At 70.3% G+C, this 17,955-nt stretch carries 18 protein-coding genes and 1 pseudogene; 9 read left to right on the plus strand and 10 right to left on the minus strand.

The features are described 5' to 3' along the window. Positions 1-99: 99 nt before the first annotated feature. From OG730_RS43320 to OG730_RS43350, 7 genes are all read right to left on the minus strand, one after another. The gene (locus OG730_RS43320) at positions 100-1,143 is read right to left on the minus strand and encodes a hypothetical protein (protein ID WP_327309988.1); all 1,044 of its coding nucleotides are present in this window, start codon (positions 1,141-1,143) and stop codon (positions 100-102) included. A gap of 1 nt (position 1,144) precedes the next feature. Then, on the minus strand, positions 1,145-1,642 hold the full coding sequence (locus OG730_RS43325) for a flavin reductase family protein (protein WP_327309989.1): 498 nt from the start codon (positions 1,640-1,642) through the stop codon (positions 1,145-1,147). Positions 1,643-1,722: 80 nt separating this feature from the next. Then, the gene (locus tag OG730_RS43330) at positions 1,723-3,261 is read right to left on the minus strand and encodes a 4-hydroxyphenylacetate 3-hydroxylase family protein (RefSeq protein ID WP_442815247.1); all 1,539 of its coding nucleotides are present in this window, start codon (positions 3,259-3,261) and stop codon (positions 1,723-1,725) included. Positions 3,262-3,602: 341 nt separating this feature from the next. Further along, the gene (locus tag OG730_RS43335; RefSeq protein ID WP_327309990.1) at positions 3,603-3,881 is read right to left on the minus strand and encodes a LysR family transcriptional regulator; all 279 of its coding nucleotides are present in this window, start codon (positions 3,879-3,881) and stop codon (positions 3,603-3,605) included. A gap of 196 nt (positions 3,882-4,077) precedes the next feature. After that, positions 4,078-4,461, minus strand: coding sequence for a hypothetical protein (locus tag OG730_RS43340; RefSeq protein WP_327309991.1), 384 nt, complete (start codon positions 4,459-4,461; stop codon positions 4,078-4,080). Further along, entirely contained in the window at positions 4,458-6,071 is a 1,614-nt protein-coding gene (locus tag OG730_RS43345) for a class I adenylate-forming enzyme family protein (protein ID WP_327309992.1), read from the minus strand. Before OG730_RS43345 ends, OG730_RS43340 begins: the two co-directional genes overlap by 4 nt. A gap of 232 nt (positions 6,072-6,303) precedes the next feature. Next, a complete protein-coding gene (locus tag OG730_RS43350; protein WP_327309993.1) occupies positions 6,304-6,999 on the minus strand; it encodes a ScbR family autoregulator-binding transcription factor in 696 nt (231 codons plus the stop codon). 168 nt (positions 7,000-7,167) lie between these two features. Here OG730_RS43350 and OG730_RS43355 point away from each other — a divergent pair, with 168 nt between their 5' ends. The 4 genes from OG730_RS43355 (at position 7,168) to OG730_RS43370 (ending at position 11,466) form a co-directional block, all read left to right on the plus strand. Continuing rightward, the gene (locus OG730_RS43355; RefSeq protein ID WP_327309995.1) at positions 7,168-8,112 is read left to right on the plus strand and encodes a ScbA/BarX family gamma-butyrolactone biosynthesis protein; all 945 of its coding nucleotides are present in this window, start codon (positions 7,168-7,170) and stop codon (positions 8,110-8,112) included. A 149-nt stretch (positions 8,113-8,261) separates the two neighbouring features. Next, complete coding sequence (locus tag OG730_RS43360; RefSeq protein ID WP_327309996.1) at positions 8,262-9,524, plus strand: cytochrome P450 family protein; 1,263 nt, start codon at positions 8,262-8,264, stop codon at positions 9,522-9,524. A 78-nt stretch (positions 9,525-9,602) separates the two neighbouring features. Then, positions 9,603-10,367, plus strand: coding sequence for an SDR family NAD(P)-dependent oxidoreductase (locus OG730_RS43365; RefSeq protein ID WP_327309997.1), 765 nt, complete (start codon positions 9,603-9,605; stop codon positions 10,365-10,367). A 151-nt stretch (positions 10,368-10,518) separates the two neighbouring features. Next, positions 10,519-11,466 carry an NAD-dependent epimerase/dehydratase family protein gene (locus tag OG730_RS43370; RefSeq protein WP_327309998.1) on the plus strand — a complete coding sequence of 316 codons (948 nt, stop codon included), beginning with the start codon at positions 10,519-10,521 and terminating at the stop codon, positions 11,464-11,466. A gap of 19 nt (positions 11,467-11,485) precedes the next feature. Here OG730_RS43370 and OG730_RS43375 read toward each other — a convergent pair whose 3' ends face one another. Further along, on the minus strand, positions 11,486-12,601 hold the full coding sequence (locus tag OG730_RS43375) for an ABC transporter substrate-binding protein (protein WP_442815248.1): 1,116 nt from the start codon (positions 12,599-12,601) through the stop codon (positions 11,486-11,488). 300 nt (positions 12,602-12,901) lie between these two features. On the opposite strand from OG730_RS43375, the gene OG730_RS43380 reads away from it, so the two are divergent. The 4 genes and pseudogenes from OG730_RS43380 (at position 12,902) to OG730_RS43395 (ending at position 15,558) form a co-directional block, all read left to right on the plus strand. Continuing rightward, a complete protein-coding gene (locus OG730_RS43380) occupies positions 12,902-14,005 on the plus strand; it encodes an endonuclease/exonuclease/phosphatase family protein (RefSeq protein ID WP_327309999.1) in 1,104 nt (367 codons plus the stop codon). 9 nt (positions 14,006-14,014) lie between these two features. After that, positions 14,015-14,731: pseudogene (locus OG730_RS43385) on the plus strand (alpha/beta fold hydrolase); the annotation flags it as partial. 39 nt (positions 14,732-14,770) lie between these two features. Continuing rightward, positions 14,771-15,193, plus strand: a complete 423-nt coding sequence (locus tag OG730_RS43390) for a GNAT family N-acetyltransferase (RefSeq protein WP_327310031.1) — start codon at positions 14,771-14,773, stop codon at positions 15,191-15,193. Beyond that, complete coding sequence (locus OG730_RS43395) at positions 15,190-15,558, plus strand: hypothetical protein (RefSeq protein WP_327310000.1); 369 nt, start codon at positions 15,190-15,192, stop codon at positions 15,556-15,558. Before OG730_RS43390 ends, OG730_RS43395 begins: the two co-directional genes overlap by 4 nt. On the opposite strand, the gene OG730_RS43400 is transcribed toward OG730_RS43395, so the two are convergent. Together OG730_RS43400 and OG730_RS43405 are read right to left on the minus strand one after the other, a co-directional pair. Beyond that, a complete protein-coding gene (locus tag OG730_RS43400; RefSeq protein WP_327310001.1) occupies positions 15,555-16,448 on the minus strand; it encodes a DMT family transporter in 894 nt (297 codons plus the stop codon). The genes OG730_RS43395 and OG730_RS43400 overlap by 4 nt on opposite strands. A 52-nt stretch (positions 16,449-16,500) precedes the next feature. Continuing rightward, complete coding sequence (locus OG730_RS43405) at positions 16,501-17,307, minus strand: alpha/beta fold hydrolase (RefSeq protein ID WP_327310002.1); 807 nt, start codon at positions 17,305-17,307, stop codon at positions 16,501-16,503. A gap of 147 nt (positions 17,308-17,454) precedes the next feature. Between OG730_RS43405 and OG730_RS43410 the strand changes: the two genes are divergently transcribed. Beyond that, a complete protein-coding gene (locus OG730_RS43410; RefSeq protein ID WP_327310003.1) occupies positions 17,455-17,910 on the plus strand; it encodes a MarR family transcriptional regulator in 456 nt (151 codons plus the stop codon). Positions 17,911-17,955: the final 45 nt, after the last annotated feature.

A 17,955-nucleotide genomic window follows, 5' to 3' on the forward strand; every position in this document is an offset into this window, starting at 1 on the left:
CCCTTTCCTCGCCTACTCCGGGGATTCAGTGGGAGCCGCCGGCCACCCCCGGTGCGGCGGGGGCGGAACCGGTCGGCCAAGGGTTTGGGTCTTTGCGACTCAGGCGGCGGAGTTCTTGAAGTTCTTCATCGAGACGGTGAAGTCCCCGCGATTGGCGCGGTAGTCGATGCAGTACTCCTGCGGGTACCAGCCGCCTATCTGCCACTGCTGCGGCTGCTTTATGGGCCAGCAGCGGCTCGGGTTGACCCCGGCGGCTATGCCCTCGAACCAGGCCTTCGTGATCATCGGCTCGAGGAAGCTGATCTTGGCGTCGTAGGCGCCGTATATGAAGGTCTGGGTGAAGGCGATCGAGCTCCACTCGGGCGAGTTGAGGTCGATCAGGTGGTTGCCCATGGCCGCCTCGGCCACGTTGTTGTTCACGTAGTCCGCCGGCAGGTACTGCGGGGGGATCGGCTCGATGGCCGTCGCGTAGTCGTCGCAGTTGATGGCCAGGCCGCAGGGGCCGCTGCGGATCGCGTCGCGCTCCGCCTTGGACTGCGTGTAGAAGTGGAAGTCGAAGTGCGGGGTGTCGTAGATGTGCTCCGGCCCGTGGCCCATCGGGTTGAAGTTGACCAGGGCCCACTTGAGCGGCATGCCGGGCAGCGCGGTGAGCTGCGAGGGAAGGTCCAGCGGGCGCTCGTGGCCGCCGACGCACTCGGTGTGCTGGTCGACCGAGCCGTCACCGTTCACGTCGAAGCAGTGGTGCCCGTCGGTCATGGTGGTCGGCAGGTTGGTCAGCATGGACTGGGGGAATACGATGCCGACGGTCTGCGGCTTCACGCCGTTGATCTGCGCGTACGTGCGCACCGTGCCGTTGCCCAGGGCGCTCGGGGTGCCGTAGGAGGAGCACGGGCCCGCGTAGGAGAGCGTCTCCTGGAGCAGGACCTGCGAGGCCCACTGCGCGACCTTGACGGTGCGCTCGCGGGTCGGGGCGTCCCGCGTCACCAGGCACACGGTCACCGGGCCCGACGTACGCGCCGCGGCCTCCGCGGTGGAGTCCGTGGCCTGGGCCGGGTCGCCCGGCAGGATCAGCAGGGTCAGGGCCGATATGGCCAGGGCAGCTCCGAGGAGCACCCGCCAGCTCAGCAGCTTCTTCGCGCGCACTTCACACCTGTTCCAGTTCGAATCTGTGGAATCCGCCCTGAAGGAAGATCAGGGGGGTCTGGGTCTCGCGGGCACCCATGGCGACGACTTCGCCGATGACCATCACGTGGTCGCCGGCCACCACGTGGTCGCGCAGGCTGCACTCCATCCAGGCAGCCGCGTCGAACAGGAGCGTCCCGGTGGCCTCGCCCGGAGCCCCGGCCACCTCGGTCAGCGCCTGGTCGCGCTCGGGCCGCCGGCGCGCGAACGCGCGGGCCGTCGACTCGCCCTCGGCGCCGAGGATCGAGATCCCCACGACCCCGGTGCGCAGCAGCTCGGCGAAGAACTCCGAGTCGTGACGGAAGCTCAGGGACACCAGCGGCGGTTCCAGGGAAACGGAGGTGAGCGAGTTGACGGTGATCGCGTTGTGGGTGCGCGCGCCGTCCTTGTCGGTGTAGGTGCTGACGACGCACACCCCGGTGGCGAAGGAACGCATCACATCGCGCAGGTCGTGGTTCATGGCCGGGCCTCTCTGCTGGGCGCGGACGGGTGCGCGCGGCGCTTCGGCCGCGGGCACCCGTCCGTACGCGGGCTTGACGGTCAGCTGTCCTGGGCCCAGCGGCCGCGGGTCCAGCCGTCGAGGTCGTAGTCGTCCAGGGCCTTCTGGACGAGGTCGCCGTAGTTGTCGAGCAGACCGGCGCCGCGCGACCAGTTCAGCGTGTCGAGGCGCACCTGGTCGGGACCGCCGGCGTAGTTGAGCTCGTACAGCTCGTGGCGGGCGCCGAACTCGGTGCCGATCGCGTCCCAGGCCAGCTTGAAGAGCTTGGTGCGCTCCTCGGCGGTGGCGCCGGTGCCGCGGTAGTAGCGGTCGAGCAGCGGACGCAGCTCGGGGTGCTGGAGGTCCTTGGCGCTGGAGGGGGTCATCAGCAGCGCGCCCGCGAGGTGCTCCTCGAAGAAGCGGTGCGTGCGCTCCCAGCTGAGCGGGGCGAGCGCCCGGTAGCCGGCCGAGTAGTCCATGCGCGGCAGGACGGTGCCGGCCGGGCCGGCCTCCGGGTCCAGGGCCATGGCGGTGGTGACGGCCCAGGTCTGGTGGCGCCAGGCGAGCAGTTCGCCGAGGCCGGCCTGGACGCCGCGGAAGCCGTCCGTGCCGTTGATGCGGGTGCCCCGGTCGAGGACGCCCGCCATGAACTCCAGCTTGACCGACATGCGGATCGCGCCCTGGAAGAAGCCGCGGGAGAGCAGGCCGGAGCGCGGGAAGTACTGGTGGATCTTCTCGGTGTCCCGGTAGATCAGGACGTTCTCCCACGGGATGAACGCCTTGTCGAAGACCAGCACCGCGTCGTTCTCGTCGAACCGGCTGGAGAGCGGGTTGTCGAACGGGCTGGTGGCCTTGGACTCGTAGGAGGTGCGGCAGACGACCTTCATGCCGGGGGTGTTCAGCGGGGCCAGGAAGGCCAGCGCCATGTCCTCGGCCTTGCCCTTTTCGAGGTTGGCCAGGTGGATCTGGCCGACGAAGGCGACGTTGCTCAGCGCCGAGGCGGTGGCCATGAGCTTGGCGCCCTCGACGACGATGCCGTCCTCGCGCTCCTCGACGACCTTGAGGTAGACGTCGCGGATCTCGTGCGCCGACTTGTTGCGGTCGACGGGCGGGTTGACGATCGCGTGGCTGATCGAGAGGCCCTGGCGGGCGTACTTCTCGTACCAGGCGCGGGCGTTGTCGCCGAAGGGCTCGTAGAAGTCGTGGGTGACGGCCAGGCCGGCCATGAACGACGCCTTGTAGTCGGGCGTGCGGTTCATGAAGCCGTAGCTCAGGCGGGCCCAGTGCTCGATGGCGTCGCGGGCCTTGATGAGGTCCTCGCCCGAGTGCGCCGGGGTGAAGAAGCGGTGGACGCGGTACCCCGTGTACCGGTCGACCGTCGTCATCAGGTCCTTGGTGTCCGGGTGGTGGAGCGCGTCGTAGAGGTGCGCGGTCGACCGCGCGGCCATGGCGAAGGCCGGGTGCGTCGTCACGTCCTTGACGAGCTCGCCGTCCACGAAGACCTGGCGACCGTCGCGCAGGCTCTCCAGGTAGGAGTCGCCCGTCATGAGGTCGTTCGGAGCCTCGCCGGCCGACTGATCCACTATCGGGACCTGACCCATTTTGGTGTCCTCTCCAGGGGTAATACACGCGACCGCTGCCGGACGCACAGTTCGATTGCCCCGAGCGTAGGCTCGGCCGCCGATCCGCTCTTGCGGGGCCGCGCACGGACAATTGCCCATCTACGCCAACCCTGGCGCCATCACGTTCGAGGGGGTACGTCAACTGCGAGCAGGAGAAGCCTTGTTGACTTCAGAGAGAAGGGGCGCTCCACGCTTCTCGATATTGCGGAGTCATGCGTTCCGGATGCTCCGAAATAACTTCGGCCCGGCATTGATCCAGGTAATTCGGATACGCGGCCGGGCCGAATGGAAAAGAACCGCAAAAGATGTCGGCCGGCTGGTCAGGCCGCGGGACGGGTGTGGCTGGCGGACGCCGCGTCGATACAGGCGGCCTCGGCTATCAGAATGATCTTCTCCACGTGCGGCAGCAGTCGCATGCCCGCCTCGGTGAGCTGGACCCGGCCGCCGGCGCGATGGAACAGCTCGGCCCCGATGTAGTCCTCGAGGTTCTTGATGTGGGCGGTGACGCTGGGCTGCGAGTAGTGGAGGTTGCGAGCGGCGCGAGTGAAGCTCATCTCGGCGGCCACTTCACGGAACGAGCGTAACTGCTGGAACTGCACGGCAGGGGCTCCCTTCTGCGAGACTCAGAGCCTCGGAGACTGGGAACATACCACGGTGCAGGTATAACTGCAGTACGAGGATTCGCGCTTCACGTTCCCGACGTACCCCGGACATACCTGTGGCCATGCCCGCAGGGAGGGCATGGCCACAGGTCAGCCGCTGCTTCGTGGTTGACAGCGGGTTGGGCGGAGTGGACTAGTCGGACATCTCCATCGGCGAGAGGAGGTCCCGGGCGATCTGCGGGAGCAGACGGTCGATCAGGAGCCCCGTGCGCGCGGATCCGTCGGCCGCCCGCGGGATCGCGTCGACGGCCACCGCGTGCGAGAGCACCCATGGCATGCGCCGCTCGCAGGCGGCCAGCGCGGCCTGGCGCCCGCCGGCCTCCTGGTCCTCCTCCAGGAGCGGTACGAAGGCCACCACCAGCGTCTCTCCCACCTCGGGGAGCCTGGTGCGCATCACCGCGATGTCCTGGACGCAGGGCAGGTCGAGGAGTTCGAGTTCGAGCGCGAAGAAGGCCGCCTCGAAGTCCTCCACCAGCACCTCGTCGTACGGCTGGTCGTCGAAGGAGGGCAGGTTCACGCGGACATCTCCTGTTGCATCGACTGCTCAAGCTGCAGGTTCAGAGTGATGATGGGCAGCACCGCGTCGAGCAGGTCCCCGGTGCGGATCCGGCCCGTCGGGCTGTACGGGATGGTGTCGACGGCGATGACGTGCGCGGGCAGCGACGGGACCCGGCGGGCGCAGGCGGCGCTGAGCGCCTGGTACCCGGTGGCCTCGCGGCCGACCGCCACGGCGATGAAGGGGACCACGATCGCGTCGCCCAGCACCGCGTTGCTGACCCGCATGACGGCGGTGTCGCGCAGGCAGGGCAGGTTGAGCAGGTCCGACTCCAGCCGGAACAGCTCGGTGTCGACCGCCGAATCGCGGACCACCACGGGTACTTCGGTGACCCGCCCGGTGACCAGCAGCCGGCCGGTCTCGTCCACGTACCCGGACTCGTCGGTGACCAGGAAGCGCTCCGCGCCCCAGCCGAGGTCCAGCTCGGCGACCTGCGTCTCGCCGTCCAGGTAGCCGTCCATGACCTGGTGGCCCGCGAACGCCAGGCGCCCGCTCTCGCCCTGCCGCACCGGCTGCCCGTCCTCGCCGAGGACGGCGACGGTGGTGCCGAGCGTGGTGTGGCCCGAGCGCGGCGGCGAGACCAGCAGTTCCTCGGGGCCCATGACGGCGGTCAGCCCGGTCTCCGCGCTGCCGAGCGCGGTGTGCAGCACCGGGCCGAGCCGCTCCCAGGCCGTGTTGACGGTCCAGCGGCCCAGGTGGGCGCCGGGGGTGAGGAGGAACCGCAGGTGGCGGGTGCGCGGCGAGGGATCGGCGGTCTCCGGCAGTCCGAGCAGCCCGTGCAGGGCGGAGGGGGTGATCACCCCGGTGCTGACCCGCTCGGCGACGAGCAGCGCGGTCAGGGTCTCGGGGCCGGCTCCGTCCGCGAGGACGACGGTGGCGCCGATGCCGAGCATCGTGCGGGCCAGCGCCAGAGCGGTGGGCTCGGTCGGCGGGGCGCAGGCCAGGTGCACGTCGTCCCGGTTGAGCCCGAACTCGTCCACGAGGTCGACCAGGTGGCGGCCCTCGGAGGGGGTGCGGCGCACGGCGAGGCGGGAGGGGCCCTCGCTGCGCGCGCTGACCGCGAAGGACTCGTACGGCCGGGGAGCCGGCAGGGTGCGCAGGGGTTCGGCCGAGGTCAGCAGGTCGAAGTTGAGCGCCTCGTGCTTGCCGGGGGCGGCCGGGGCGCCGGGAGCCGTGATCCCGTCCAGCAGGACGTGCACGGCCTTCGGGCCGCTGGGCCACACGAGCTGGTCGAGGGTGGCGTGGTGCTCCGAGGTCACGAAGACCACGGACGGCTCCAGCCAGGAGAGCACCTGACCCAGATCGTCCTTGCCGCTCTGCGGGTCGAGACCGGTGCAGGAGACGCCGAGGGTGGCGCAGGCGCTCATCGCGACGGTGAGCTGCCAGCTGTTCCCGGCGAGGAAGACCGCCCGGACCGCGCCCTCCTGCGGCAGGTGCTCGGTGAGTCCGGCCGCCGTCCGCTCCACGGTCTCGGCGAACTGGCCCCAGGTCAGCCGCACCTGGCCGTCGACCAAGGCATCCCGCGTCACGCCGCCCGCCGCGTGCCGGCGGATGTCATCGAGCTTGATCATGTGGGTTCTCCGTGGTCGGTCAAGAGCCTCGTATGTGGCCCGGGGCCGCGCCCATGGAAACAAACGTGCATGAAGGTAGGCAACGGCTCATCGGAAGATCTGATGTCGCCGCCCGGAGCGCCGAATGGGTTGCGCAAACGCCTCCGCCGGGCGTCGATGACGCCCGGCGGAGGGAAGTGTCGGAACCGGGCCGCCCACAGGACGCCCGACCGCGGGGTGCTGCGCGGCGGTGCTAGGCCTGGAGCTCGGCCGACTCGACGAGTTCGGCCTCGGCCCGCTCCCGCAGGTGCTTCTCCAGGTCGGCCATGACCCGCTCGGCGCGACCGGGTGCCATGTCGAGCTCGGCCAGCACCGTCGGCAGCGCGATGATCGGCATGATGTGCCTGAGCAGCACGGATACCCGTACTTCCAGGTCCTCCCAGTCGGCCATCACCTCCGAGAGCACCTGCACTCCGGTGAAGCCGCCGACGAACAGGTTGGCGACCGCGTCCAGGTCCACGTGCGCGTGGAGTTCACCGCACGCCCGGGCCTCGCCCAGGGCGAACCGGTTGTGGTCGATCCAGTCCTGGTAGGGGCGCATGCGGTGCTCGTGGTGGCTGCCGCGCTCCAGGGACAGCCGCAGACTGCCCTGCACGATCGGATCGCTGCGGATCTGAACGGCGAAGAGCATGCCCTTGTCGATCAGCTCCTGCAGCCGGGTGCTCCGCGGTACGAGCGGGAAGCCGACCGTGTCGATCTGGCTGGCCAAAACGGCCTGGGCCAGCTCTTCCTTGCCTTTGAAGTAGTAGTAGAAGGCGCCCTTGGTCAGCCCGAGCCGCTGGTAGACGTCCGCGATCGTGGCCCCGTTGAAGCCCTTCTCTGCGAACACGGCGCCGGCGGCCTCGACGATGAGTTGCCGGGTGCGCCGAGAAGTCTCCCTCTGAGACACCCTCGCTCCTTCCACGCTGCTGGTGGCCAACTGAATGCACCTCCTCGGGGGTATGAGCATGTCACCGAAAACAGCCGTTGCAAATTATACCAGGCAGCACGTATCTTGCGGCGGACCAAGACTTACCACGAGTGGCTCGAATCTGCCTCGAAGTCCGGAGGGGAATTCATGTTAATCACCTCGTATGCGAACGAAAACGCCCAAAGACCGCCGGTCGGGGTCTCAGATGCAAGGCCTCCGGCCGTACCCAACTGGCTCGTGCACCGGCCTGACACCTCCGAGGTTTTCCTCTCGGCTTGGAAACGCACAGCTCCCGACCGATTCGACGTCACCGTGCGTTGGCCTGAAAACCACCCGTTCCATACCGGGCTCCACGGTTTCCGTTCGCCGGCCGTCATCGCGGAGGCCATCCGCCAGACGGGCATCCTGCTCTCGCACGCCGAGTACGACGTCCCCCTCGGGCACCACTTCCTGATGTCCGACCTCCAGTACCGGATCAATCCCGAACTGCTGGCAGCGGACGACGACTCCCCCATGCACATCGACGTCACCTGCACGAACGTCAACCGCCGCGGCACCCGCTTCTCCGGCATGGTGTGCCACATGGACGTGATCCAGAGCGGCCGGGTCATCGCCACCGGCGACGGCAGCATGACGTGCACCTCTCCCGGCGCCTACCGCCGGATGCGCGGTGAGTACGCGGACGCCCGCCCGGTCCTGCCCGTGCCGGAGCCGGTGCACCCCTCCCTCGTCCTGCGGACCGATCCGAGTCATGTCCTGCTGGCTCCCACCATGGATCCCCTCTGCTGGACGCTGCGGCCGTACACCACGAACACCACGCTGTTCGCGCACAAGAACGATCACGTGCCCGGCATGGTCCTCCTGGAAGCCACCCACCAGGCCGCGTTCGCCGTCGCCGGCACCACCCGGCTGTACCCCGTGGCCCTGCGCCTGGCCTTCGAGCGGTACGTGGAGTTCCACTCCCCCTGTCTGATCCAGGCGCAGCCGATGGCCCGGAGCCGTGACAACACCCTCTCCCTGAGCGTGACCGGCCATCAGAGCGGCCAGCGGGTCTTCGACGCCCACCTGGAAGCAATTCCCGTTTCCTCCTGATCACCTCACTTTCGAACGAAATGGGCATCGGTTCCCTGCGATCCGCTGGCCGACGGACCCATGCGCAAAGTGGCGGGAAGGTCGTGGGCGTGTCAGCCTGTGACGTCATCCGACTCACCGTCACCAGCAGTTGTAGGAGGGATACTCCTGTGAGCAGGCAGTGCCCGTTCGCCATCGATCCGCTCGGCCAGGACATACACGGAGAGATCAAGGAAATACGCTCCCTTGGCCGGGCCGTGCGGATCGTGCTCCCCGGCGGAGTGGAGGCGTGGTCCGTCACGGACTACGCGCTCGTGAAACGCCTGCTCACCGATCCCCGGGTATCGAAGGACGCCTACCGGCACTGGCCGGCGTGGATCAACGGAGAAGTCGACCAGGAGTGGCCGCTGGCCATCTGGGTCTCGGTGCAGAACATGGTCACCGCCTACGGAGAGGAGCACGCGCGCCTGCGCAAGCCGGTGGCGGGGGAGTTCACCATGCGCCGCGTGGCGGCCCTGCGGCCCCGGGTCGAGGAAATCGCCGCCGGACTGCTCGACCGATTGGAACGGGGACCGCGGGAAGAGCCCGTGGACCTCCGCGAGGAATTCGCCCACCTACTGCCGCACGCCGTGGTCTGCGAGCTGTTCGGAATACCGGATTCCGCGCGCGACCCGCTCCAGAAGATCATCGAAGGATTCTTCGCCACCTCGATCACCCCCGAGGACGCGATGGCGAACGGCATAGCCATGTACGAAATCCTCAACGAAGTCGTGGCCCACAAGAGAAAAAATCCCGCCGACGACCTGGCATCGGGCCTCATCTCCGCACGCGACTCGGGCATGGCGGATATGAGCGAGAAGGAACTGCTCGACAACCTCATTCTCCTCTTCACCGCCGGCTACGAGACCACCGTGAACCTCATAGACAACGCGGTCGTCTCCCTCCTCACGCACCCCGACCAGCTCGCCCTCGTACGGGACGGCAAGGCCTCCTGGGAAGACGTCATCGACGAATCCCTGCGCGTGGACCCGCCCGGCGCGCACAGCATCCTGCGCTACGCCGTCGAGACGATCGAGATCGACGACGACGTGCGGATCCCGCAGGGCGACGCGATCGTCATCTGCTTCGCCGGAGCGGGCCGCGACCCCCTCCACCACGGGGCCGGGGCGGACCACTTCGACATCACCCGCGTCACCCGGGCCGACCACGTGTCGTTCGGGTACGGAGCCCACCACTGCCTCGGCGTGAACCTGGCCCGGATGGAGGTCGCCATCGCACTGTCGGCGCTCTTCGAGCGGTTCCCCGGCATCGCCCTGGCCGTGCCGGCCGATGAACTCCGGCCCAAGTTCTCCTTCGTCTCCAACGGCCACCGCACGGTTCCGGTGATCCTGGGCGGGCCCAGCTCTCACAACGCGGCAATTTTCAGCCAATAGTGCCGGGCATCCCCTCCCTGAAGGCCCCACCGGACCACGGCAGTCACAAGGCGCAAGACGACAGACGGAAGAGTCACCATGACGGAAAAGACCGGCCTCCTCGAGGGCAGGCGCGCCCTGATCACCGGCGCGAGCAGCGGCATCGGGGCGGCCGCCGCCCGGGTGTTCTGCGAGAACGGGGCCTCGGTGCTCCTCACCGCCCGGCGTGAGGAGGAACTGGCCACGCTCACCCGCGAGCTGACGGACCAGGGTTTCACCGCCGCCTACGCGGTCGTAGACGTGTCCCGCGCCGAAGAGGTCGAGGCGGCCGTGGACAAGGCGGTACGGCTCTTCGGCGGCCTGGACGCCGCCTTCAACAACGCCGGACTCGGTACCGTGCCCGCGCCGCTGCACCTCACCGAGGACGCGGAGTTCGAGGCCGTCATGGCCACCAATGTCCGCGGCACGTGGAACTGCATGAAGTACGAGATCGCCGCGATGCTGCCGGGCGGCGGGGCCATCGTGAACAACAGCAGCGTCGCGGGCCTGGTCGGCACCCCGGCGTCCGCGGCGTACATCGCGGCGAAGCACGCCGTCATCGGGCTGACGAAGGCCGCGGCCGAGTACGCCGCCCGGGGCGTCCGGGTCAATGCCGTCGCGCCCGGCACCACCCGCAGCGAGATGATGGCCCAATGGTTCGATCTGAACCCGGGGCTGGAGGAGCAACTGCACGCCAGGGCCCCGCTGCCGCGTACGGCGGACCCGCGCGAGATCGCACGGGCGGCCGCGTGGCTGCTCAGCGACCAGGCGTCCTTCGTGGTCGGCGCGACCGTCCCGGTGGACGGCGGCTGGACCGCCCGCTGACCGCTCCGCACGACACCGGCCGGCCGCGACGGCCGTACAACCGGAACACCGGGCAACTCGGCGGAACTCGGCGGCAACGAACAGGCGAAGAGCTGTACGAGCACTTCAGAGCACCCGGCCCGGCCACCCACAGACCGATAAAATCGCCCCTATGCAGACATCTGAAAGACCCAGGGTCATTGTCCTCACGGGAGCCACCGGTTTCGTCGGCTCGGCCGCACTGGACGCCCTGGCCCGCCATCCCGGAATCCTGGTGCGGGCCCTCGCCCGCACCCCCGGTGCGGCGCGCGAAGGCGTGGAGTGGGTACGCGCGGATCTGGGCGACCCCTGCTCCCTGAAAGGGACCTGCGAGGGCGCGGCCGCGCTGGTGAACCTGGCCTCGTACATCGGGCGGGACGAGGAGCGCTGCCACACGGTCAACGTTCTGGGCGGCGCGTCCCTCCTCGCGGAGGCCGTGCGGGCGGGGGTGGACCGGATCGTCCACCTGTCCACGGCCGCGGTCTACGGGAACCTCCCGCACCGCGGGATCGAGGTCGACGAGGTGACCCCGGATCCGGCGTCCGCCGCGAGCCGCACCCGGCTGGCGGCGGAGGCCCCGGTGCTGGCCGCCGGCGGTACCGTCCTGCGGCCGGGTCTGGTGCTGGGCGCCGGTGACCGCTGGGTGGTCCCGGCCCTGGCCGAGCTGATGGACCGGGTCCCGGCCAGCTGGGACGGCGGCCGCGCCCTGCTGTCCGTGGTCGACGTCGGCGAGCTGGCCCGCCTGATCGACACCCTGGCCACGGCCCCCGGCCCCGCCGTGGGCGGGGTCCACCACGCGAGCCACCCCGCCGCGGTGACCAGCTCCGGCCTCATGTCGGCCCTCGCCGCCGAAGGGATCCTGCCGGTGGTACGGGAGAACTGGCCGTGGGACCGCTGCGTGGAACAACTCCGGGCGCGCCCAGGTCAGGTGACGGAGCGCCAGTTCTCCTTACTGGCCCGCGACTACTACCAGCGCTCCGACACCATCTGGCAGCTGACCGGCCTGCGCCCCACGCCCACACCCCTCACCCTGCTCCCGTCCGCGGCCCCCTGGTACCGCACCCACCTGGCCGGCACCTGAACGAAGGCCACCACCGGCCTCATTCGCCGTGGAGGATCCGAAAGGGACCGGTGACGTCCGCCGGGTCCCGGTCGACCACACGGACGGGTGCCCAGACCCACTGCCAGACACCGATCCCCGGCGTCCGGGAGAACCGGATCGGCCCACGGGTGCCCTCGACCTCCACCCGCGGCCATGCCGCGGCGATGGCCGCCCGGTCCGTGCCGTGCGAACGGAACACCTCGGCGAGGACGGTGACGCTGTCCCAGCCCTCGAAGGCCACGAACGAGGGCTCCTCGCCCAGCCGCTCGCGGAGCTCCTTCCCCACCCGCTCCCCGAGCGGACCGAGCCGCTCGGGCAGGTAGCGCAGGAAGGGGACCCCGGCGCCGTCCCCGCCCAGCGCCTCGGCCCATCCGGCGAACTCCGGCTGTCCGGCCGGAGCGCCGATCAGCACCTCCCCGAGCCGCCGGTCGCCCCGTACCGCCCGGACGATCGCCGCCGCCGGCTCCGGATATCCGACCAGCAGGAGGAGCGCGGTAGCCCCCTCCCCGGCGAGCACGTCACACACCCCTTCAACAGAGGTCCCGTCCACCTCGATCTCGACGACGCCGCCCCCACGACCGGCAAACCGCTCCCGCAGGATGCGCGTCCCGGAAGCCCAGTAGACACTCGGCTGGATCGCCACCGCGATCCGCCTGTGGCCCGCCTCAAACAGAAAGTCCGCGTACGTCCGCCAGCCGTGGGACTGCGCCGGAGCCAGCCGCGCGACCCACTCCGTCGGCTCCTCGGTGAGCACGTCGAGCACCGCGGAGGAACACAGGTACGGCACCCCGAGGGCATCGGCCCGAGCGGCGGCGGCCCGGGCGACGACGCTGTGGTACTCCCCCACCACGGCGGCCACCCCCAGCCCGGCCAGCTCCTCCACGGCCGCCGCGGCCCGCCCCGGATCGGCGGCGGTGTCCCGCACCATGAGCTCCAGCGCCCGCCCGTCAACCCCTCCCGCGTCATTGGCCTCCCGCACGGCAAGCTCAAGCCCCGCAAGCAGCTGCCGCCCCGCATCGACCCACCCGGGCCGCGCCAACGGCACGAGAGCCCCCAGCCGCACGACCGCCCCACCGGCCGGCCCCCCTGACGACGGCACTGCCGAGGCGTTCACAGATAACGCTCCTCTACTCCACGCCCACAGGCCCAAACCCACCGGCGCACCCAACTGATCATCCCGCCCATTGGACCCACCCCACCCCCAAAAAACAACCGCGTACCTCCACCCCCAAACCCCACAACACCCCAGCCCAGCACCACAAAAACCCCCACCACCCCGGCCCCCCACACCCCCAACCGAACACTCCCACCCGCGAACACACACCCACGGGAACCGGTACCCCGCCCCCGACGTCGTCGTACCAGCCGCACCCCCACACCACACACCCCAAACGGAACAGGCAGGAACGGCCCCATGACCCAGGCAGACTCGGGGCCGACCCCCACCCCAACCCCCGACCCCGCCCACCGCCTCCTCCCCCGCCAACCACCCCGCCCCCAACCCCGCCCACGCCCTTGGCCTTGGCCCTGGCCCACGGCCTTCAACGGCACACCCGTCCCCGTACGCCCCACACTCCCCGTACTCGCCACGCTCCTCTCCACACTCCTCGCCGTACTCCTGACCCGCCCCTCCCTCGTCCCCAACACCCCCGGCCACCTAGGCAGCTTCCTGGAGACGTTCCTGCCCTGGCTCGGCCTGGCCGTCCCGCTCCTCCTCGCCCTGGCCCTACACCGCCGCTCCGCCGCCACCGCCCTGGCCCTCCTGCTCCCCACCGCAGCCTGGCTCCTCCAGTTCGGCAACCTCCTCCCCCACACCCCCACCCAAGCCCCCGCCTCCACCCACCCCACCCTCACCGCCGTCCAGCACAACATCAGCGACGAGAACCCGAACCCCTCCCGAACGGCCAGCGCCCTCGCCGCCTCCCACCCCACCCTCATCGCCGTCGAGGAGCTCACCCCCGCCGCCCTCGCTGCCTTCACCGCCGCCCTCGCCGCGGACTACCCCCACCACGCCACCCACGGCACGGTCGGCCTCTGGTCGGCGTACCCGCTCACCGACGTCCGCCCCGTCGACATCAGACCGTCGGCCCTAACCGGCGACCCGCACTGGAACCGCGCCCTGCGCGCCACCGCCGCCACCCCCGGCGGGCCCGTCGCCGTCTACGTCGTCCACCTCCCCTCTCTACGCCTCGGCACCTCCGGCTTCGGATCCGCCCGCCGTGACGAGAGCGCAGTGCGGCTCGGCGCCGTCCTCGCCGCGGAACCCGCCGACCGCGTCGTCCTGCTCGGGGACCTCAACGGCACTGCCGACGACCGCGGCCTGGCCCCCCTTCGCACCGGCCTGGTAGCAAAGGCAACACCCGCCACCCCCGGCTTCGCCTTCACCTGGCCCGCGGCCTTCCCGCTGGCCCGGATCGACCAGATCCTGGCCCGCTCAGGCAACGTCACCCGCGTCCGTACGCTCCCCGCCACCTCCAGCGATCACCTGCCCCTCACCGCCGAGATCCTGTTCGATTAACGTACGCTCATGAGCGAATTCGTACTGGTGGCAGGCGCCTGGCTGGGAGCAGCGGCATGGGACGAGGTGGCCACCGAACTACGCACCGCACTGCGCACCACGGACGGCAGCCACGAGGTCCACGCACTGACCCTGTCCGGCCTCGCGGACAGACAGGGCGTCACGGTCGGCCTGCAGACGCACGTCACGGACATAGTCGACGCCATCGACGAACTCGGCCTGCGCGATGTGGTCCTCGTGGGCCACAGCTACTCCGGCATCCCGGTGGGCCAGGCCGCGGAGCGGATCGGCGCCCGCCTGAACCGGGTCGTCTTCGTCGATGCCAACGTCCCCGTCCACAACGAATCCTTCCTCTCCGCCTGGCCGGACGGCCGGGCAGCCGTAGAGGCCTCGATCGCCGCGAACGGCGGTTTCTGGCCGCCCCTGCAGGCCGCCGACTGTGAGGGCCAGGGCCTCAACGCCGAGCAGAGCGCCCGGCTCCTCGCCGGTGCGACCCCGCACCCGGGTGCCACGCTCACCGAACCGGCCGTACTGACCCACCCCCTCACCGAGCTCCCCGCGACCTACGTCAAGTGCCTGCTGGACGGCGCCGACCCCCACCCCGACGTGGCGGAGCTCCTGGCCGCCGGCCCGGACTGGCAGTGGGTCACCCTGGACACGGGCCACTGGCCGATGTTCTCCGCCCCGTCCGACCTGGCCCGCGTCCTCCTCGACGCCGCCGCGCAGGACGCCCCGCCGCCGGCTTCAGGTCTTCGCATCCACCCGGTGGACGCCGCCTCCGAAGCCGCGCTGAGCGACTGGCAGCACGTCCACAACACGGTCATCCCAACAACCCCCCTCTCCTTGGAAGACGTACGGGAGCGCTCCGCGCGCAACGTCCTTCACATCGCCCATCTCGGCGACACCATCGTCGGATGCACGACGGTCCGGCCCCCCGCGACCGGCTCCTCGACCGCCACCGTGATCGCGCGCGTCCTGCCCGCGTACCGGGGACGGGGTTTCGGCCGCGAGCTGTACTCCTACGCACTCGCCCAGGCACGGTCCCTCGGCGCCGAGGTGATCGAGACCGTGGTCCTCGCGTCCAACCCCGAGGGCCTGGACTTCGCGCGCCGAGCCGGCTTCATCGAGTTCGACCGCTACGTCCTCCCCGGCGACACCGTGGCCTTCGTAGACCTACGCCTCGCGTGAGCGTCCGCTGGGTACGCCTCGAACTCACCGTGCGCACCTTCGACTCCGCCCGGTTCACCCCGTGGGTCGACCGGTGCCGGGCGGCGGGGCTCAGCTCCACGACCCTCGCCCGGCTGAGCGACACAGAGGACGAGCGCCGCAGGCTCGACGACCCGAACAAACAATGCTCGGCCAACATCCCCGAGCGAGGCGCTTTCCACTCCTGCGATCCGGCCGGCACCATCGTCGCCCCGAACCAGGACGGCACGTGGGGCGGCATGACTGCGAACACCTCGGCCATCGCCTTGAACCGCACGCTCGGCTACGCGGACGCGAACCGGAACCGGGAGGCATCGGCCCAGGCCCAAGCCCCGGTCCCGGCCTAGGCCGGGACCCGGCGCTTCCTGGAGACGGCGACCCCGGCCAGGCAGACCGCACCACCGAGCAGGGTCAGCGCGGCCGGGACCTCGTCGAGGGCGATCCAGGCGATGAGCACCACGACGGCGGGCACCGCGTAGGTGGTCGCGCCCATCTTCCCCGCGGTGGTCCGCGACAGCGCGAACGACCAGGTGGTGAAGGCGAGTGCGGTCGGGAAGAGCCCCAGGTAGAGCATGTTGAGGACGGCGGAGAGCGGAGCCCCGGGAAGCTGGTCGACGAGCTGCCCGACGAAGGGCAGGGTGACGGCCGTGCCGACGAAGCAGCCGTACGTGGTCACCTGGAGCGGGCTGGCATACGCCAGCGCCGGCTTCTGCGCGACCACCCCGGCCCCGTACGTGAGCGCGGCGACCAGGCAGAGCAGGACACCTCCCACCGACGCGGACCCACCGTTCGAGGTGGACAGTCCGACCAGCACCGCCCCGGCGAACGAGACCGCCATGCCCGCCAACAGCAGGGGCGGGAAACCCTCCTTCAGCAGCCAGCCGCTGAGCAGGGCGATCACGATCGGGCCGATGTTGACGATCATGGCCGCCGTACCGGCGTCCACGAGCTGCTCGCCCCAGTTCAGCGTCACCATGTAGAGCCCGAACCAGAGCACCCCGGAGATCAGGATCCCGGGCCACGCCTGCTTCGGCGGCGGCGGCACCCGCTTGACGACCAGCACCAGCCCGAGCGCGACCGAAGCGGTCAGCAAGCGTCCGAACGCGAGCGCTCCGGGCCCGAAGTGCGCGGCCGCCGAGCGGATGGAAACAAACGCGGAGGCCCACAGCACGACGGTGACTCCGGCGGCTATCAGGGCCCGCCGGTCGGTCCTGACCTGATCAGACGTCTTGTTCATGCGAGCAAGCTACCCGCCCCACCCGAAAGGCCCGTCGCCCTTTTCCGAGCGCCTACGCTCCCTCCGGAGCCAGCAGGCCCCGCAGCCTCTCCGCGTAGCCGCGGGGGTGCGTGGTGTTGCCGTTGTGGCCGCCCGGGAAGACCCGTATCTCCGTGCCCAGGAGGGCCGCGAGTTCCGTCGCGCACCGGTGGTCGAAGACGGTGGACGGGGTGGCTGCGCCCAGCGCCGGGATGATCCGCGTCGGGGTCCGGGTGAGGGCGTCCACGTCGAGGGTGTCCTCGACGATCGCCGTGAAGTCGTGCTCGATGAAGTAGCCGAAGTTGGCACGCCGGCGCTCGTCCAGGGGCTGCGGGGTCAAGCCCGGCTCGGCGTCGCGCCGCGCGAGGTCTATCCCGAGGACCCGCGCCATCTCCGGAAAGACGGCTCCGAGCCCGCCCCTGCGGTAGATCCCCTGCAGTTCCTCCAGTTCCGCTTCGTGCCGGGCCCTCTCCCCCTCGGGCAACAGCCGCGGGGCCACCGGCTCGTGCGCGATGAGGGTGCTCACCTGCTCCGGGTGCCGAACGGCCAGGTGCAGGCCGATGACGGCCCCCAGACTGCAGCCGAGCATCAGCACCGGCTCGTCGGTGACGGTCGCCAGCAGCCGGTGGACGTCTTCGGCGTGCTCGGCGAGCGACGCCGTCCGGCCGGGCTCCGCCGGCCGGCTGCGCGAGAGTCCACGGCGGTCGTAGGTCAGCACGGTGAACGCATCGGCGAGGTGCGGCACGAGATCCACGGTGCGGTCGGCGTCCCCCTCCCCGCTCTGCGCGATGAGCAGCATCGGGCCGGAGCCCTGCAGTTGGTAGTGGAGCACATCACCCATGACAACTCCTTGTCCTCGGCGCCGGACCCCCAGTCCGTCACTCTCTGCAACCACAGTAACCCATCGAATCGGATACATCAATATCGATGGATCAAAAAAGATGCATCTTCTTCGATGGTTCACCGGGTTCCGATGTACCGTGCTCCCGTGGACGGAATCGAACTCTTCCTGCTGGGCCGCACCTTGATGAAGCTCGGTGAGGAGGCCCTGCCCGAGCCCCCCGGCGGCACCGGGCAATACGCCGGCGGCACCCGCTCCGTCGTGATCGTGGCCGGGGACATCGCCGCGCACCCCGACACCACGGTCGGCGAGACGGCCCAGCGCACGGGCCTCCCGCAGAGCCAGGTATCCGGCGCCGTCGCCCGCCTGCGCGAGGCCGGCTCGGTACAGACCTCGCCCGACCCGGCCGACCGCCGCCGCACGCTGGTCCGCCAGTCCCCCGGAACCTCCGCGCGCGTGGCCGCCGTACGCGCCGCCGGTGCTTCCAAGGTCGAGGAAACCCTCGCCCGCGCCCTCGGCGAGACCGAAGCGGAACAACTGCCGGAGCTGACCCGGGCCCTGGAGGTCCTGGCCCGCCACCTGGTCCCCCGCGCCCCCCGCTGAACCGCCCGAACCGGGGCCCCGCGAAGGGGCCCGGGCCGAGCCCCG

The sequence above is a fragment of the Streptomyces sp. NBC_01298 genome, assembly GCF_035978755.1.
GTDB lineage: Bacteria > Actinomycetota > Actinomycetes > Streptomycetales > Streptomycetaceae > Streptomyces.

Bases quoted from the DNA above. Each gene is read 5' to 3' on its own strand.
- OG730_RS43365 (WP_327309997.1), top strand. From the start codon at position 9,603: ATGACGGAAAAGACCGGCCTCCTCGAGGGCAGGCGCGCCCTGATCACC.
- OG730_RS43400 (WP_327310001.1), bottom strand. From the start codon at position 16,448: ATGAACAAGACGTCTGATCAGGTCAGGACCGACCGGCGGGCCCTGATA.
- OG730_RS43345 (WP_327309992.1), bottom strand. From the start codon at position 6,071: ATGATCAAGCTCGATGACATCCGCCGGCACGCGGCGGGCGGCGTGACG.
- OG730_RS43325 (WP_327309989.1), bottom strand. From the start codon at position 1,642: ATGAACCACGACCTGCGCGATGTGATGCGTTCCTTCGCCACCGGGGTG.
- OG730_RS43355 (WP_327309995.1), top strand. From the start codon at position 7,168: ATGTTAATCACCTCGTATGCGAACGAAAACGCCCAAAGACCGCCGGTC.
- OG730_RS43370 (WP_327309998.1), top strand. From the start codon at position 10,519: ATGCAGACATCTGAAAGACCCAGGGTCATTGTCCTCACGGGAGCCACC.
- OG730_RS43330 (WP_442815247.1), bottom strand. From the start codon at position 3,261: ATGGGTCAGGTCCCGATAGTGGATCAGTCGGCCGGCGAGGCTCCGAAC.
- OG730_RS43405 (WP_327310002.1), bottom strand. From the start codon at position 17,307: ATGGGTGATGTGCTCCACTACCAACTGCAGGGCTCCGGCCCGATGCTG.
- OG730_RS43380 (WP_327309999.1), top strand. From the start codon at position 12,902: ATGACCCAGGCAGACTCGGGGCCGACCCCCACCCCAACCCCCGACCCC.